Origin of the sequence: Roseovarius sp., assembly GCF_040223625.1 — a bacterium.
Lineage (GTDB): Bacteria > Pseudomonadota > Alphaproteobacteria > Rhodobacterales > Rhodobacteraceae > Roseovarius.
In genome coordinates this window covers 46,906-62,375 of the sequence record NZ_JAVKFX010000032.1, presented here as the reverse complement: position 1 = coordinate 62,375, position 15,470 = coordinate 46,906, and the positions used below count along the sequence as shown (strand labels likewise).

Below are 15,470 nucleotides of genomic sequence, written 5' to 3'. Positions count from 1 at the left end.
CAACTGTTCAGGTTTGACAACGGTCGGCAGACGAGCCCCAGGCTACGCGACGGTCTCAAGGACCAAGGGTGGGACGGGGTCTCGCCTGCCGATACCGAATATCACACAGATCAAAGAGACAAGGGTGGGTGCAAACCCACCCGCGCCCCACCGCCGAACAAGCGCCAGCGACTTACCAAACCCAACCCGCCCCGGCCCCCGAGCCGGGGCCTCGCGCCTCATCCCCGCCACGGCAGCCAACCCGCCACCGCCCGGCGCACCGACGCAATACCGACAAAATACCGACAAAATACCGACGTCGATGTCCCGGCCCAAAAAGAGGAGGTTCCACCGCCCCGTAGGGTGGGTGAAACCCACCACACCCTGACTCTCTCCTGCAAACGCCGTTGACCAACCCCGGCCAACCGATACCCGCACCGACGCGATACCGACAAAATACCGACGTTATACCGACGTCGGATTCCAGCCCAATTTTACCCCCCGTTCGCGCCCCGATACCACGAAACGATCGCCGCCCGTTCCTCGTCTTCCATCCACGTCACGTTCCCCGGCGGCATCGCATGGCTCGCCCCGGCCTGCAGGAAAATCGGCGTCGCATGGGCCGCAATCTCCGCCTCCGTCTCCAACAAAACATTCTTCGGGGCCCGCCTGACCCCTTGCCACACCGGCTCCCGCGCATGGCACATCGAACACCGCCCCAGCACGATATCGCGGGCTTCCTCGAACCCCTCGGCCTCGGCATAAACCCTTTCAGCCGCCGACATTTCCCGCGCCTCCGCTGCCTCCATATCCCCCTGCCGCAGGGGCGCCGTCGACAGCCACATGATCGCCAGGAACAGCAGCACCGTCACCGCCCAAGTCCAATGCGGGTTTCCCGTCCCCGCATGGTGCGAATTGAACCAGTGCCGGATCGTCACGCCCATCAGGAACACCAGCGCCGCGATGACCCAGTTCCACTCGGTCGCGAACGCCAGCGGGTAATGATTGCTCAACATCAGGAAAATAACCGGCAAAGTCAGGTAGTTGTTATGCGTCGAGCGCAGCTTCGCGATCTTCCCGTACTTGGCATCCGGCACCCGCCCAGCCTTCAGATCCGCCACCACGATCTTCTGGTTCGGGATGATGATAAGGAACACGTTCGCCGTCATGATCGTCGCCGTGAAGGCGCCGAGGTGCAGCATCATCGCCCGGCCGGTGAAGACCTGCGTATAGCCCCAGCCCATCGCCACCAGCAACCCGAACAACAGCACCATCAGCAATGTCGGCCGTTCCCCCAGCGGCGACTTGCACAGAAGGTCATAAACCACCCAGCCAACGCCCAGCGAGGCCGCAGAAATCGCGATCCCCTGCCACACCGCAAGGTCCGCCTTCGCCCGGTCGATCAGGTACAGCTCGGCCCCGGCCCAGTAGACCACCGCCAGCAGCGCGGCGCCGGACAACCACGTCGAATAGCTCTCCCACTTGAACCATGTCAGGTGCTCCGGCATCCGCTCCGGCGCCACGAGGTACTTGCGGATATGGTAGAACCCGCCGCCATGCACCTGCCATTCCTCGCCATGCGCCCCCTCCGGCAGGTCCGGCGCTTTGCGCAGCCCAAGATCGAGCGCGATGAAGTAGAACGAAGACCCGATCCACGCCATCGCCGTGATGACATGCAGCCAGCGGATGGCGAAGCCGAGCCAATCCCAGATGATCGTCATTTCATACATGTGGCCGAAAACTCCTTCAGACGGCACCACCCTAGCGCGCCTGCATATTCTTCTCTATTGAATGAAAAAACAGATCAGTTTCAAACAGAACCTGAAGATCAGCGTGCCATGGCCTATCTCGACAATATCCGGACCTTCGTGCGTGTCTATGAACTGGGCAACATGTCCGCCGCCGCCCGTGATCAGCGGATTTCGGCGGCCGTCGCCTCGGCCCGGATTTCGCAACTGGAAGAGCATCTTGGCGTCCGCCTGTTCCAGCGCACCACGCGCCAGTTGAACCCGACCGAGCAGGGCCGCCTGTTCTATCCCGGCGCCTGCAAGATCCTCGAGGCGGTCGAGGATGCAGAGGCCGAGATCACCTCCGTCACCCGTACCCCGCGCGGCACGCTCTTCATCGCCGCGCCGCTGGGCATCGGCCGCCGCCTGATCGCGCCACATGTTCCGGCCTTCAAGGAAGCCTATCCGCTCATCAACATCCGCCTGCGCCTGTCCGACCGGGCGCTGGACCTGCCCGGCGAAGGGCTCGACGTGGCCTTCTTCCTCGGCCTGCCGCGCGATTCCACGCTCAAGATGCGCAAGATCGCCGACTGTCCCCGCATCCTTTGCGCCGCGCCCGCATACCTTGCAAACAAGGGCCATCCGAAGCGCCCCACCGACCTGACCTCGGGCGCCCATGACTGCCTCAACCTCCGCTATCCCGGCGCGCAGGAATTCCAGTGGCCGCTGGAAACCCCCGACGGGGTCGAGCGCTACTCGGTCAAGGGGCCGTTCGAATCCGACGATGGCGACGTGCTGACAAGCTGGGCGCTCGACGGCTACGGCATCATCCTGAAACCCCGGTTCGAGGTGGCCGATCACCTCGCCACGGGCCGCCTCGTGCCGGTGCTGGAAGACTGCCCGCCGGTGCCGGTGCAACTGGGCTGCCTCTACGCCCACCGCCGCCACCAGGACCCGAAAACACGCCTGCTGATCGATTTCATGGCCGAACGGATCACCGAGGCTCTGGCCGATACACCCGCAACCGCCTAACGCTTGCGCCGTGCCCCCGGCGTTTTGGAATGAAAGCCCGGCGGGCGCTTGACCACCCACCGGATGAACTTCGCCAGCCGCGGATGCGCCTTCAGCGCGTCGATACTGGCATACTCCCGTGCCAGCTCCGCCTCGGTCAGCGTCGCGTGGATCTCGTTATGGCAGATCTGGTGCAACAGCACGACCGGCCCGCCCTTGCCGCCCTTCAGCCTGGGCACGAGGTGATGCAGGCTCTGCCGGGCCTCGGGCGGAATCGGGCGGCCGCAGAGCGGGCAGATCGGGTCGTCCATACCCCGTTAACCTGTGGCTGTCACACCGACCGGCAAGCCGGAGGCCGCGTGACACGACCCGCCGCGCACCCTCACGGCAGCGCCAGCACCCGCTGGAAGGCATCCCGCGCCTCCATCCGGGCGCGCAGGTCGGCCAGTTTGGCCGGCGCCTCGGCAAACCCGGCCCGCTCGGCCCAGCTCAGGCAATGGGCCAGCAGCATGTCGGGGATGGTCATCATCTCGCCCGTCAGGAATGGGCCGGTCAGGGCCGCCTCCAGCCGCGGCAGAACCTGTTCGTACTCCCACTTTAACGATTTCTTAACCTCCGGCATACGCTGCGCCTCGGGCAGCACGAAACTGTGCCGCGCCGCCATCCAGACCAGCGCCTCCACCTCGTCGAGGATCATCAGCGTCAGCGCATCCTGTCGCGCCCGTTCCAGCGTGCCCGCGCCATAGGTCAGCACCCCGTGCCGGTCGGCCAGGTAGGTCATGATCGCCACCGAGTCGGTGATCGTCTCGCCGTCGACCTGCAACGCCGGGATCTTGCCCGAGGGGTTCGCCGCCAATGCCTCGTCACTGCGCGGCTTTGCCGGGACATGCTCGTAGGGCTGGCCCAGCTCCTCCAGCATCCACAGCACCCGAAGCCCGCGCGACGCGCGGCTGCCGATCACCTTGTACATGGAAATCCCCTCCCGTTCCGGTCGCCACGTGCACCCTGCCCCTGTGCCCCGCGGATGGCAATCCCGCCCGGCCATTCCTGACAGAAGCTTTCAGGGGGCATGGGATAGGATGACGCCGACCCCACCAGATCGAAGGACCTCCCCATGACCTCCACCGGATCCTGCCTTTGCGGCGCCGTCACGATCGAGTTCGCCGAAACCCCCAAGGAAACCGGCGCCTGCCATTGCGGCATGTGCCGCAAGTGGTCGGGCGGCGTCTACCTCGCCCTGCCCGTCGCCGCCGGCAAGGCCACCTTCGGCGGCGAGGAGAACATCGCGCTCTACCCCTCCTCCGACTGGGCAGAGCGCGCCTTCTGCAGGACCTGCGGCACCAACCTCTTCTACCGCCTCACCACTCCCGGCCCGCATCAGGGCGACATGTTCGTCTGCCTCGGCCTGCTCGACGACCCCTCCGGCGTGACCCTGACCGAGGAAGTCTTCTACGACGAAAAGCCCGCCGGCTACGCCTTTGCAGGCGACACCAAGAAGGTGACCGGCGCCGAGCTGATCGCCCAGTTCGAAGCCGGCGGCTGACCGCTTGCCCGCGTCCATGGCGCGGAACATCCGTCTCTACCGCTGGTTCCGCTTCTTCCAGGGCCTGGTCTTCTGGCAGGCGGTCTGGTTCCTGTATTTCCAGACCACCCTCTCGCCTGCCGAGGCGGTGCTGCTCTACGCCGTCTACGACGTGGCGACCACGGCACTCGAAGTGCCGTCGGGCTGGATGTCCGACAGGCTGGGCCGCCGCGCCACCCTGATCGCCTCGGGGCTGGCCGGCGTCGCCGGCGCGGCCCTGCTGGCCACGGGCGACAGCTTTCTCCTGCTGTGTCTGGCGCAGGTGCTGATCGGCGCGGCGATGGCCTTTTCCTCGGGCACCGACAGCGCCTTCCTCTACGAATCCCTCGCCGCCGCCGGCCGCGAGGCCGAGGTCGAGCAGCAGGAACTCACGGCCTGGCGCTTCTCCTTCGCGGCACATGCCCTCTCCGCCATCATTGGCGGCCTGCTGTACCGGCTCGACATCACGGCCCCCTTCTGGGCCGGAACACTCGCCGGGCTGGTCGTGCTGGCCCTGGCGCTCGCCTTTCGCGAACCGCCACGGGACATCGATCAGAGCGCCCCTCTTTCCCAACTCGCCACCCTGCGCGACGCCCTGCACAACCCTGCCCTGGCCTGGCTCTTCGCCCTCAGCGTTGCGATGTACGGCTTCAGCCACCTGCCCTTCGTCTTCGGCCAGCCTTTCATCCTCGACGCCCTCACCAAGGCCGGCCTCGCCGCCGAGGCGCCGGTGGTCAGCGGCGCGGTGACCTCCGCGATGATGGTGATCTCGGTTCTCGCCTCCCTCCTCGCCCCGCGCCTCAGATCATACCTCGGCCTGCCCGCCATCCTTCTCGTGGCCTTCGCCATGCAGATCGCGCTCTGCGGCGTGCTGGCGCTCAGCGACTCGATCATCGTCATCGCCATCCTCTTCCTCCGCATGGTCCCGGACTCCCTCTCCTGGCCCTTCCTCGTGGCCCGTGTTCAGACGCTCCTGACCAACGGCGGACGGGCGACCTACCTGTCCCTGCAAAGCTTCTGCGGGAGGCTCGTTTTCGCGGGCACGCTCTACCTCGTCTCCCGCACCATGGCAGGCACGGAGGAGATGAATCACGCCGGTATCCAGACGGTGTTGGGCTGGTCGGTGGTGGTCGGGGTGGTGATCCTGGCGGGGCTGTTGCTGGCGGGCAGGCGGGCGCGGGTGGAGTCCGCCTAGCGCCGCACCATCATTGCGAGCCGAATGAGCGTCCGTTCCACCAGCGCCATGTCCGGGGCCGTCTGCCCGGCCGAGCGCAGACGAAGGTCGGTGTCGGTCAGGAGAGTCACCGCCTCTTCCAGCTTCGCCGCGCCCCAGGCCTGGGCCTGCCGCTGCATCCGGTCGCGGCGGGGGCCGAAAACCGGCGGGCGCACGCGGGCGATGCCCTGGGCCGGTCCGTTCGGGTCGGAGGCAGCGGCGTAGAGCGTGCGGAAATGGCGGGAGGCGGCCATGCACAGCCCCACCGGCTGAACCCCCTGTGCCCGCAGGCGTTTCATCACCGGTCCGATCTCGCCCGGCCGCGCCTCGGCCACGATATGCAACACGTCGTCCATCTCCGCCTCGGTCGAGGCGGGAGCGCAGGCGGCCACGTCCTCGGGGCCGAGGGGCTGATCGTCGTCCAGCTTGTAGAGCGACAGCTTCTCGACCGTCTGGCGGAAATCACCGGGGTCGAGCTCCCGCGACAAGGCGGTCAGGTCGCGCATCGCGTCCGAGCCGATATCGGTCAGCCCGGCCTGTTTCAGCACGCTTTCGATCTCGGCGCGCGAGGGCGGGTCGTCATAGATCGCGGCGGCATAGGCGTTCTTGTGTCCCTCGAACAGCTTGCGTAGCTTCGACGTGGCCTTGAGCTGCCCGGCGGTCACCACCACCTGCGCATCCCCCTCGCGCCAGTCCGTCAGGGCATCCGTCACCGGCCCGGCCACGTTGTCATTCGCCTCCTCGACGAAGGCCACCCGCGGCCCCGGAAAGAAGCCCTGCGCCTTCACAGCGTCGAGCAGCATCGCCGGGTCTTTCCGCAGCTCAGCCCCGTTCATCCGGGTCAGGCGCATCTCCTCCTCGCCCTGCGGGCCGATCAGCGCCTTGATCACCTCCTGCCGCCGCATCGCCACGCGCATCGCGTCGGTGCCGTAGATCAGCAGCCCCGCCCGGTTGGGCTCGGGCCGGGCGAAGTAGCCGGGCGCGTCGCGCGGGGAGAGTTTCATGCCGGAAGGGTGGCGGCCTCGGCCGTCAGCCGGGTGATGATCATGTCGGTGAGGATGGTCATCAGACGCGCCTCGGCGTCGCGCCGGGCGGCCTGGGTGGCGACCGTGGTGCCAGAGGCGGAATAGCTGGTGAAGCTGTCGGCCTTGCCGCTGGTCAGCACGCGGTCGGTGGCGATGTCGCGCAAGGCAAAGGTGACCGTGCCCAGCATGTTGTACCGGGTGATGACGTTGTTCGACGAGATCGCGATGGCGCTCTCGGTGATCTGGATCGAATAGGACAGCGCATAGCGCCCCGGCTCGGCCCGGCCCAGCCGCTCCTCGAACCGGCGGGTCAGAAGATAGCCCGGCCGGCTGTTGGGTTCATCCACGAGCACCGAATTTTGAAGTTTCGTCGCCGCCCCGCCCGGTCCATAGGCGGGCGTGAAGCCACAGCCGGCCAGCGCGGCACCCGACAAGAGGAAGAGACGGCGGTTAAACGACGACATTCACGATCCGACCGGGGACGACGATAACCTTCTTGGGCTGGGCCCCATCCAGCGACCTGATCACAGCATCGTTCGACAGGGCGGCTTTTTCAACCTCTGCCTTGTCCATGTCCTTGGGCACCTCGATTTCGGCCCGGCGCTTGCCGTTGATCTGGATCGGCATCGTGATGGTGTCGTTGACCAGCATCGCGTCGTCGGCCTCGGGCCACTTGGCGGTGGTGACAAGGCCCTCCTGCCCCAGCGTCGACCAGAGTTCCTCGGACAGGTGCGGCGTCATCGGCGACATGAGCTGCACCAGCGTCACCGCCGCCTCGCGCTTGGCTTCCGCCCCGGCCTGCGAGCGGGCCAGAGTGTTGGTGAAGGCGTAAAGCTTGGCGATGGCGGCGTTGAAGCCGAAGCTTTCTACCCCGCCGGTCACGTCGTGGATGGTCTTGTGCATCTCGCGCAGCAGGGCGGTGTCGGCCTCGGCATTGGCCGGCGAGTCGCTTTCCGCGATCTCGGTGACGATGCGGTGCACGCGGGAGAGGTGCTTGAACGCCGCCTCGGCGCCAGCCGCCGTCCATTCGACATCCCGCTCAGGCGGGCTGTCGGAGAGGACGAACCAACGCGCGGTATCGGCGCCGAACTCGCGGATGATGTTGACCGGGTCGACCACGTTCTTCTTCGATTTCGACATCTTGGCGGAGGGGACGATTTCCACCGCCTCGCCCGTCGCCTTGAGGCGCATGGTGCCATCGGCCTCTTCCACGTCCTCGGGGAAGTGATAGACCGCGCGGTTCTTGTCATCCCTGGTCTGGTAGATCGCGTGGGTCACCATCCCTTGGGTGAAGAGCGCATCGAACGGCTCGATCGCCTTCTCGGGCAGGTGGCCGCAGATATGCATCGCCCGGGCGAAGAAACGCGAATAGAGCAGGTGCAGGATCGCGTGTTCGATGCCGCCGATATACTGGTCGACATTCATCCAGTACCCGGCCTCGACCATGTCCGTGGGCGTCTCGGCACGCGGCGCGGTGAAGCGGGCGAAGTACCACGAGCTGTCGACGAACGTGTCCATCGTGTCGGTCTCGCGCTTCGCCGGGGCGCCGCATTTCGGGCAGGCACAGTCGCGCCATGTCGGGTGGCGGTCGAGCGGGTTGCCGGGGGTGGCGAAGTCGATCGGTTTGCCATCCTCGTCATAAGGCAGCTCGACCGGCAGATTTTCCTTCTTCTCCGGCACGACGCCGCAGGTCTCGCAATGCACCACGGGGATCGGGCAGCCCCAGTATCGCTGGCGGCTGAGCCCCCAGTCGCGCAGGCGGTACTTCACCTGTTCGGTGCCGAGCCCCTTGTCGGCGAACCAGTCAATCGTGGCATCAATCCCCTCTTGGCTGGTGACCTCCGCGATACCGGCGAAGTGGTCGATATAGACAACCTTCTCGCTTTTCGGTGGCACGAGGGCGGTATCTTGTACCTCGACCTCCTCGCCCGGGAGATAGAAGGCATTTCTAACGTCGAGCCCGTACTTCCGCGCGAAGTCGAGGTCGCGCTGATCATGTGCCGGGCAGCCAAAGACGGCCCCGGTGCCGTAATCCATGAGAACGAAGTTACCCACCCAGACAGGCAACTCAACTTCGGGCCAGACGGGATGCCTGACAGTTATGCCGGTATCGATCCCCTTTTTCTCGGCCTTTTCCAAAGCGGCTTCGGTCGTGTCCATCTTTCGGGTTTCGGCGATGAAAGCGGCCAGCTCCGGATTGTTCAGCGCAAGGTCGCGAGAGACCGGATGCTCGGGAGAGATAGCGACAAAGCTGGCGCCGCGCATCGTATCGGGGCGCGTGGAATAACAGGTGATGGGCGGCTGGCCATCCATCCGTTCGAACGGTATCTCGATACCGCGCGACTTGCCGATCCAGTTCTCCTGCATCAGCCGCACCTTCGCGGGCCAGTTGTCGAGCCCGCCCAGCGCCTCGAGCAGTTCCTCCGAGAAATCGGAGATCTTGAAGAACCACTGTGTCAGCTCCCGCCGCTCGACCTCGGCGCCCGAGCGCCAGCCCTTGCCGTCGATCACCTGCTCGTTGGCGAGCACGGTCATGTCGACCGGGTCCCAGTTGACGACGGCGTTCTTGCGGTAGACGAGGCCTTTCTCGAGGAAATCGAGGAACATCGCCTGTTGGTGACGATAATACTCAGGGTGACATGTGGCGATTTCGCGCGACCAATCGTGCGAGATGCCCAGGGGCTTCATCTGCTCCTTCATGTCCGCGATGTTTTGATACGTCCATTTGGCTGGGTGTACGCCCTTCTCGATGGCTGCATTTTCGGCAGCCAGCCCGAAAGCATCCCATCCAAACGGATGCAGCACGTTGTGCCCCGTGGCCAGTTTGTGACGCGCAATCACGTCTCCCATCGTGTAGTTGCGCACGTGGCCCATATGGATGCGGCCCGAGGGATAGGGGAACATCTCGAGCACGTAGTACTTGGGCTTGTCCTGTGACCGCTCGGCGCGGAACACCTCGGCCTTGTCCCAGGCCTCTTGCCACTTGGCTTCGATTTCGGCGGCGGAATAGCGCGACATGGCCTGCCTGTCCTTGCAACTGTCTGATCCTCTGGGGTGATAGGGCCAGAGCGCGCGAGCGTCCAGTGCGGGAGCGCGAAAAATGCGTGACTTTGCACCGGGAAGGTGCGGGCCTATAAGGGGAAAAGTCGAGCGGGCCGCGATTGCGATGAAGATCCTTTTCATTCACCAGAATTTCCCGGGGCAGTACAAGCACCTTGCCCCGCTGCTGGCGTCGAAGGGGCATCAATGCGTCTCGCTCACCCTGCGCGTGAAGGAGCCGATCACGTGGAAGGGGGTCAAGGTGCTGCCCTATGCCCTGCCCGACCGGGGCGGGCAGAGAGTGCACCCCTGGTTGCTGGATCTCGACAGCAAGGTCACCCGCGGGCAGGCCTGTTTCCTCGCCGCGCGCAAGCTGCGCGACAACGGCTTCGAGCCCGACCTGATCCTGGCCCATCCGGGCTGGGGCGAGGCGATGTTCCTGCAGGATGTCTGGCCCGAGGCGCGGATCGGGCTTTACTGTGAGCTGTATCACCGGTCGGGTTATCCCCACTTGAGCTTCGATCCGGAGTTCGAGACCGGCGATGCGGAGCTTCAGCCGCTGCGCATCCGGATGAAGAACATCAACAACCACCTGCATTTCCCTGCCGCCACCGCCGGGATCAGCCCCACGGCCTTCCAGGCCGATACCTTCCCGCCCGAGTTCCGCGACAGGATCACCGTCTGCCATGACGGGATCGACACAGACATGGCCCGCCCGAACCCCGACGTGCGGCTGCAGATCGGGGATCTGGACCTCAGCCGCGATGACGAGGTGATCACCTTCGTCAATCGCAACCTCGAGCCCTATCGCGGCTATCACGTCTTCATGCGTGCCCTGCCCTGTCTGCTGAAGGAACGGCCCAACGCCACGGTGCTGATCGTCGGCGGCGACGAGGTGAGCTATGGCGCCCAGCCGCCCAAGGGGAAGACGTGGAAGCAGATCTTCATCGATGAGGTGCGTGGGCGCATCGCCACGAAGGATTGGAACCGGGTGCATTTCCTCGGCCGCATCCCCTACAGCCAGTTCGTGCAGCTGCTGCAGGTCAGCCGGGTGCATGTCTACCTGACCTATCCCTTTGTCCTGAGCTGGAGCCTGATGGAGGCGATGAGCTGCGAGGCGGCGATCGTGGCCAGCGGCACGGAGCCGGTGCGAGAGGTGATTCGCGATGGCGAGACCGGGCGGCTGGTGGATTTCTTCGACCAGGAGGGACTGGTGGAGCGGGTGTGCGAGTTGCTCGAGGACGAGGCGCAGCGCCGTACCCTCGGTCAGGCGGCGAGGCGGCTGATGATCGACGAGTACGACCTTCAGAAGACCTGCCTGCCGCGACAACTCTCATGGGTCGACGGCGTCATGCGCAGCGCCCCACCCGGGCCACCGCGCGACTGACGCTCACAACCTGTCGATCAGTACTTCCCGGCCTGGACCCGAAGCTGCCGCGCACGGGCGAGAATCGCATCCTCCACCGCGCGCTGGGTACCAGCGCTGACCGGGCCGCTCTGTGTTTGCAGGGCGACGTTGAGCGAGCGGGCGTCGAGCGCCGGGTCGCTGATCAGGATGGTCGCACGATAGGCGCGTCCGCCGCCCGGCGGGCGGCCATAGCCGGTGGTGATCACGCCGGTGAAGGGGTCGGCGCTCTGGACGGGCAGGAAGTCGAGCGTTTGAAGGGCCGCGTTCCACAGGTAGCGGTTCACCTTCACCTTCGCGCCACCATCGCGGAAGATGTCGAGCAGGCTCGACCCGTCGTCGACCGCACTGCCGGCATTCGGTCCGGTTTCGACTTCGAACGCGCTTTCGCGGATCTTGGTGTCGCGGAAACCGCTGCACGATGCGACCAGCCCGGCGCACAGAAGCACGAGGAGCGCTGTTTTCAAACGGAGGTGGATCATCTTAATCGCCCGTCACTGTTTCCCCCCCTCTACTATCCAACGACTGGGACCGGGGCAAGGAGTTTACCCCAGTGTCGCCAAACCCTTGCACGAGTGCGGCAGAGATTGTGCAGTCGGGCGGCCTGTGGCAGACCTGTGACCGACGTTGCCAGGGAAGGATTTGCCCCGTGAGCCTTGAAACCATCAAAGCCCGGATCGCCGAGGCGGAACGCGAGGCCGACCGCGCCGAAGGCAGCGTGCGGCTGGTGGCGATTTCCAAGAAGCAGCCGAACGAAAGGGTCGCGGCCGTGCTGGAAGAGGGCCACCGCTGTTTCGGCGAAAACCGCGTGCAGGAGGCCGATGGCAAGTGGCCGGAGTTCCGCGAGCGGTTCGACGGGATCGACCTGCATCTCGTGGGGCCCTTGCAGACCAACAAGGCCCGTCAGGCGCTCGAGCTGTTCCAGGCGATCCACTCGGTCGACCGCCCCAAGCTGGCGAAGACGCTGGCCCGCCTGGCCCAGGAGGAGGGGCATTGCCCCGATCTCTTCATCCAGGTGAATACCGGCGAGGAGGAGCAGAAGGCGGGGATCCTCCCCGGCGACGCGGACGGGTTCATCGCGGAGTGCAAGGCGCTCGACCTGCCGGTGAAAGGGTTGATGTGCATCCCCCCGGTGGACGAGGAGGCCAGTTTGCACTTTGCCTTGCTGGCCAAGATTGCCGAGCGCAACGGGTTGAGTGGCTTGTCGATGGGCATGAGCGGGGATTTCGAGAAGGCGATCTCCTTCGGCGCGACGCATGTGCGAGTGGGCAGCGCAATCTTCGGAGAGCGGACGGGCTGAGCTTATCTTCCGAGTCTACCGGAACGACCCCGGCCTCACGATCAGCCGCGTGCCGGGTCGGATCGCCCCCGCGATCTCGCGCAGGTGGTCGGGGCGGAACGCCACGCATCCCGCCGTCGGATAACCCGGCCGCCGCCAGCGATGCAGGAAGATGCAGGAGCCGCGCCCCGGTATCACGTCGGGCCAGTTCCAGTCGGTCACCAGCACGAGATCGTATAGCGGATCGCCCCGGCGCATCACCTCGTGCGAGGCGGCGTAGGGCCGGGTGACAAGGTGGTTGTACGCGGGGTCGTCCGCATCGTCCGACCAGAGATCGCCGGGCCGGATCGGTTTTGCCCATGCGGCCGGCCGGGCCATCCGGTCGGGGCGATAGAGCATGCCGACGATACGGTGCTCGCCCACGGGCGTCGCTCCGTCACCCTCGCGCTTGTCACCGCTCAGCCCGCCGCGGCCGATCGTGCAGGGATAGCGGCGACCTTGGAAACGCAGGCCGAGCGGGGTGAGGACAAGATCATGGGGCGTCATGCAGACGTGATGCCGCAACCGGCGCCGCAAGGAAAGCCCCGGTTTACCCCCTGGTCCAGCCGGTTTCCCGCAAGACCTGCACGATGCCGCCAGCCAGCAGCCCCCAGACCGCCCCGCCCAGACCGAAGGCGGTCACACCCGAGGCCGTGATGACAAAGGTGATCGCCGCCGCCTCGCGCGTGCGCTCGGCCTCCAGCGCGGCGGTGGCCGAACCGGCGAAAACCCCCAGCAGGGCCACGCCCGCGACCGCCGCCGTAAGCATCGGGGGTGCTAGGCCGGCGAAGCTGGTGATCACCCCGGCGAAGAGGCCGAGGATGCAATAGAACACGCCCGCCATGACCGCCGACCAGTAGCGTTTGCCGCGGTCGGGGTGCGACTCCTCGTTCGAGCACATCGCCGCGGTGATCGCCGCGAGGCAGGTGGCCGGCGCACCGAACGGGGCCGACAGGATCGAGAAGCCGCCCACCGAGGCGAAGAGCGGCCCCGGCGGCGGGGTGAAGTCGAAGCTGCGCATCACCGCGATGCCGGGGATGTTCTGGGTGGCCATGGTGACGATGAACAGCGGGACGCCAATCCCGATCACGGCGGGCAGCGAAAACTCCGGCATGACGAACCGGGGCGCCTGCAGCAGCGCGCCCGGTGCCCAGGCCGACAGATCGGCCGTGACCGCGATGGTGATCGCGGCCATCACCACGGCGCCGGGCACCGCCAGAAGCCGGCTGACCCGGCCCAGCAGGAACCATGTCAGGATCGTCGGCGCGATGACCAACGGTGTCTCGGCGAGGGCCACGACGGGGGCAATGCAGATCGGCAGCAGTACCCCCGCCAGCATCGCGTGGGCGAGCGGCGTGGGGATGGCCGAAGCCAGCCGGCCCAATGGCTTCCAGAGCCCGGCCAGAACGGTCAGCGCCCCGGCGGTCAGGAACCCGGCGACAGCGCCGGCGAACCCGGCCTCGACCGTGCCCGTGACGGCCAGCAGCGCCGCACCGGGGGTCGACCACGCGACCGAAACCGGCGCCCGTGTCCAGAGACTCAGCACGATCCCCGCCAGCCCCATCGCCACGGCCGCGGCCATCAGGCCAGAGGCGGATTGCGCCGGGTCGGCCCCGACGCCCTGGATGCCCTGCAGAAGGATGGGGAACGAGCTGAAGAACCCGACCATGGCCACTACGAACCCGGTCGAGACCGTCTGGAAAGGCGGCAAAGCGGTCGGCATCAGGGTAAGATCAGGCCCGTCGCGCTTCGTCCAGAAGCGACCAGGTGCGCTGGTCGGGGACGTGCAGGCGCATCACGTCGCCCACCGCCAGCGGGCCTTCACGCTCGACCCAGGCGGTGACGCCGCGGCGCCCCTCGGCGGCGGGCTTGAAGCGTTTGCCCAACCCCGGATGATCCTTCTCGATCTCCTTGGCCGGGAAAATGCAGGGCCGGTTGTGCATGTCGATGACAAGGCAGGTGCCCGCCTCGTTCTGCAGCCGCGCCGAGGGCGGGACATGGGTGAAGTCGGGGATGCCCTCGACCACGATCGAGGCGCCGAGCCATTCGGGCTTGATCTCGTTCATTTCCATCGCTTCGGCGATGGCCGAGAGTTCCTCGGCCGAGACGATAGTGAACTGCCGGACATTCGCGATCTCGGTGCCCTCGGGATACTGCGTCGTCACCCGCACGCAGGAGGGGCGCGTCAGCCCGCCGTGGATCTCGCCCTCGGCACCGGCGAAGCTGGCGAAAACCTTGGGATTCGCGGCCGAGCGGATGCCCTCGCGTTCTTCCCCCACGAGGCCCAGCCATGTGACGGTGCCCTTGAAGTCGGTGGGTATGAGCGCGGGCATGGTATGTCCTTTCCGAAACGGCAGTTCGCGCGCAGCTTCGGCAAACCGGCGGCGGGGGTCAATCGGTAACTTGTGCTCGGAACAATCGCGCCATGCGGGCGCGCGTCAGACGGTGAGAGTGAAGAACAGCCGCCGGAAGGGGAACAGGACCGATCCGTCCTTGCGCACCGGGTAGGCCGCGCGCATGACATCCTCGTACCGGCGGATCAATTCGGCTTTCTCGTCCTCGTCCAGCACCTGCAGCACCGGGCGGGCATAGGTGCTTTCCGTGAAGCGGCGCACGGGGTGACTGCCGCCCTCGGCCACGAGCCGCTGGTAATACTCGGTGTCCCACATGCGGAACTGCCCCTTCGAGCCGAGCAGCTCCTCGTATTTCACCGGGGCCATCACGCCGGGCGTGCCCATCTTCTCGACACGGCCGGGAAACAGCTCTTCCACGAGGGTCAACCAGACCCGGTGGGACGGGGCCTTGTTCTGATGCGGCATCTGAACGGCGAGGGTACCGCCCTTGCCCAACATCGAAACCAGCCGCGGCATGAGCTTTTCATGCCCGCCGACCCAGTGCAGCGCGGCGTTGGACAGGATCAGACCCGGCGGCCGGTTGGGGTGCCAGTCGCGGATATCGGCCTGTTGCAGCTTGGAATAGGCCTGGGCCTGGCGGGCCTTGTCCAGCATAGCGGGCGAGGCATCGACGCCGATCACGTCGCGCCCGCCGGCTCGGGCCTTGAGCGCATCGCCCATCGCCCCGTTGCCGCAGCCGAGATCGACGATGTCGCCCGCCCCCATCTGGCTGACCGCGTTCAACAGGTCGAGACCGGGGCGAAGGCGCAAATCGTGGAACCGGGCATAGGCGCCCGGG

At 66.2% G+C, this 15,470-nt stretch carries 16 protein-coding genes; 5 read left to right on the top strand and 11 right to left on the bottom strand.

The window, feature by feature from the left end:
• Positions 1–473: 473 nt before the first annotated feature.
• Positions 474–1,709, bottom strand: coding sequence for a urate hydroxylase PuuD (locus tag RLN94_RS09335; RefSeq protein ID WP_350130175.1), 1,236 nt, complete (start codon positions 1,707–1,709; stop codon positions 474–476).
• Positions 1,710–1,817: 108 nt separating this feature from the next.
• Here RLN94_RS09335 and RLN94_RS09330 point away from each other — a divergent pair, with 108 nt between their 5' ends.
• Positions 1,818–2,738 (top strand): LysR family transcriptional regulator, encoded by a 921-nt coding sequence (locus tag RLN94_RS09330; protein ID WP_350130173.1) that lies wholly within the window; start codon positions 1,818–1,820, stop codon positions 2,736–2,738.
• Here the strand turns inward: RLN94_RS09330 and RLN94_RS09325 are convergent.
• Positions 2,735–3,028 (bottom strand): HNH endonuclease, encoded by a 294-nt coding sequence (locus RLN94_RS09325; protein WP_350130171.1) that lies wholly within the window; start codon positions 3,026–3,028, stop codon positions 2,735–2,737. The two genes, RLN94_RS09330 and RLN94_RS09325, sit on opposite strands and share 4 nt — an antisense overlap.
• A gap of 71 nt (positions 3,029–3,099) precedes the next feature.
• Entirely contained in the window at positions 3,100–3,687 is a 588-nt protein-coding gene (locus RLN94_RS09320; protein ID WP_350130169.1) for a glutathione S-transferase family protein, read from the bottom strand.
• Between the two features lie 144 nt (positions 3,688–3,831).
• Between RLN94_RS09320 and RLN94_RS09315 the strand changes: the two genes are divergently transcribed.
• On the top strand, positions 3,832–4,260 hold the full coding sequence (locus RLN94_RS09315; RefSeq protein ID WP_350130167.1) for a GFA family protein: 429 nt from the start codon (positions 3,832–3,834) through the stop codon (positions 4,258–4,260).
• A 4-nt stretch (positions 4,261–4,264) separates the two neighbouring features.
• Entirely contained in the window at positions 4,265–5,473 is a 1,209-nt protein-coding gene (locus RLN94_RS09310) for an MFS transporter (protein WP_350168857.1), read from the top strand.
• On the opposite strand, the gene holA is transcribed toward RLN94_RS09310, so the two are convergent.
• The 3 genes from holA to leuS are packed head-to-tail and all read right to left on the bottom strand — an operon-like array spanning position 5,470 to position 9,534.
• Positions 5,470–6,495, bottom strand: coding sequence for a DNA polymerase III subunit delta (gene holA / locus RLN94_RS09305; protein WP_350130162.1), 1,026 nt, complete (start codon positions 6,493–6,495; stop codon positions 5,470–5,472). The two genes, RLN94_RS09310 and holA, sit on opposite strands and share 4 nt — an antisense overlap.
• Positions 6,492–6,980: an LPS assembly lipoprotein LptE gene (gene lptE, locus RLN94_RS09300; protein WP_350130160.1), complete on the bottom strand. Its 489-nt coding sequence runs from the start codon at positions 6,978–6,980 to the stop codon at positions 6,492–6,494. The genes holA and lptE overlap by 4 nt, the downstream gene beginning before the upstream one ends.
• Complete coding sequence (gene leuS / locus RLN94_RS09295; protein WP_350130158.1) at positions 6,967–9,534, bottom strand: leucine--tRNA ligase; 2,568 nt, start codon at positions 9,532–9,534, stop codon at positions 6,967–6,969. Before leuS ends, lptE begins: the two co-directional genes overlap by 14 nt.
• Positions 9,535–9,682: 148 nt before the next feature.
• Here leuS and RLN94_RS09290 point away from each other — a divergent pair, with 148 nt between their 5' ends.
• On the top strand, positions 9,683–10,942 hold the full coding sequence (locus RLN94_RS09290) for a glycosyltransferase (protein ID WP_350130156.1): 1,260 nt from the start codon (positions 9,683–9,685) through the stop codon (positions 10,940–10,942).
• Between the two features lie 17 nt (positions 10,943–10,959).
• Here RLN94_RS09290 and RLN94_RS09285 read toward each other — a convergent pair whose 3' ends face one another.
• Positions 10,960–11,442 (bottom strand): DUF3576 domain-containing protein, encoded by a 483-nt coding sequence (locus tag RLN94_RS09285; RefSeq protein WP_350158514.1) that lies wholly within the window; start codon positions 11,440–11,442, stop codon positions 10,960–10,962.
• A gap of 167 nt (positions 11,443–11,609) precedes the next feature.
• On the opposite strand from RLN94_RS09285, the gene RLN94_RS09280 reads away from it, so the two are divergent.
• Positions 11,610–12,260 (top strand): YggS family pyridoxal phosphate-dependent enzyme, encoded by a 651-nt coding sequence (locus RLN94_RS09280; RefSeq protein WP_350130152.1) that lies wholly within the window; start codon positions 11,610–11,612, stop codon positions 12,258–12,260.
• A 15-nt stretch (positions 12,261–12,275) separates the two neighbouring features.
• On the opposite strand, the gene RLN94_RS09275 is transcribed toward RLN94_RS09280, so the two are convergent.
• From RLN94_RS09275 to RLN94_RS09260, 4 genes are all read right to left on the bottom strand, one after another.
• Complete coding sequence (locus RLN94_RS09275; RefSeq protein ID WP_350130150.1) at positions 12,276–12,785, bottom strand: L,D-transpeptidase family protein; 510 nt, start codon at positions 12,783–12,785, stop codon at positions 12,276–12,278.
• 43 nt (positions 12,786–12,828) lie between these two features.
• Positions 12,829–14,001, bottom strand: coding sequence for a benzoate/H(+) symporter BenE family transporter (locus tag RLN94_RS09270; RefSeq protein ID WP_350130148.1), 1,173 nt, complete (start codon positions 13,999–14,001; stop codon positions 12,829–12,831).
• 10 nt (positions 14,002–14,011) lie between these two features.
• The gene (locus tag RLN94_RS09265) at positions 14,012–14,611 is read right to left on the bottom strand and encodes an MOSC domain-containing protein (RefSeq protein WP_350130146.1); all 600 of its coding nucleotides are present in this window, start codon (positions 14,609–14,611) and stop codon (positions 14,012–14,014) included.
• 105 nt (positions 14,612–14,716) lie between these two features.
• Complete coding sequence (locus RLN94_RS09260; RefSeq protein ID WP_502949386.1) at positions 14,717–15,397, bottom strand: methyltransferase domain-containing protein; 681 nt, start codon at positions 15,395–15,397, stop codon at positions 14,717–14,719.
• Between the last annotated feature and the right edge of the window lie 73 nt (positions 15,398–15,470).

Bases quoted from the DNA above. Each gene is read 5' to 3' on its own strand.
- RLN94_RS09335 (WP_350130175.1), bottom strand. From the start codon at position 1,709: ATGTATGAAATGACGATCATCTGGGATTGGCTCGGCTTCGCCATCCGC.
- RLN94_RS09270 (WP_350130148.1), bottom strand. From the start codon at position 14,001: ATGCCGACCGCTTTGCCGCCTTTCCAGACGGTCTCGACCGGGTTCGTA.
- RLN94_RS09315 (WP_350130167.1), top strand. From the start codon at position 3,832: ATGACCTCCACCGGATCCTGCCTTTGCGGCGCCGTCACGATCGAGTTC.
- holA (WP_350130162.1), bottom strand. From the start codon at position 6,495: ATGAAACTCTCCCCGCGCGACGCGCCCGGCTACTTCGCCCGGCCCGAG.
- RLN94_RS09260 (WP_502949386.1), bottom strand. From the start codon at position 15,397: ATGGGGGCGGGCGACATCGTCGATCTCGGCTGCGGCAACGGGGCGATG.
- RLN94_RS09320 (WP_350130169.1), bottom strand. From the start codon at position 3,687: ATGTACAAGGTGATCGGCAGCCGCGCGTCGCGCGGGCTTCGGGTGCTG.
- RLN94_RS09275 (WP_350130150.1), bottom strand. From the start codon at position 12,785: ATGACGCCCCATGATCTTGTCCTCACCCCGCTCGGCCTGCGTTTCCAA.
- RLN94_RS09325 (WP_350130171.1), bottom strand. From the start codon at position 3,028: ATGGACGACCCGATCTGCCCGCTCTGCGGCCGCCCGATTCCGCCCGAG.
- RLN94_RS09290 (WP_350130156.1), top strand. From the start codon at position 9,683: ATGAAGATCCTTTTCATTCACCAGAATTTCCCGGGGCAGTACAAGCAC.
- RLN94_RS09285 (WP_350158514.1), bottom strand. From the start codon at position 11,442: ATGATCCACCTCCGTTTGAAAACAGCGCTCCTCGTGCTTCTGTGCGCC.
- leuS (WP_350130158.1), bottom strand. From the start codon at position 9,534: ATGTCGCGCTATTCCGCCGCCGAAATCGAAGCCAAGTGGCAAGAGGCC.
- lptE (WP_350130160.1), bottom strand. From the start codon at position 6,980: ATGTCGTCGTTTAACCGCCGTCTCTTCCTCTTGTCGGGTGCCGCGCTG.
- RLN94_RS09265 (WP_350130146.1), bottom strand. From the start codon at position 14,611: ATGCCCGCGCTCATACCCACCGACTTCAAGGGCACCGTCACATGGCTG.
- RLN94_RS09330 (WP_350130173.1), top strand. From the start codon at position 1,818: ATGGCCTATCTCGACAATATCCGGACCTTCGTGCGTGTCTATGAACTG.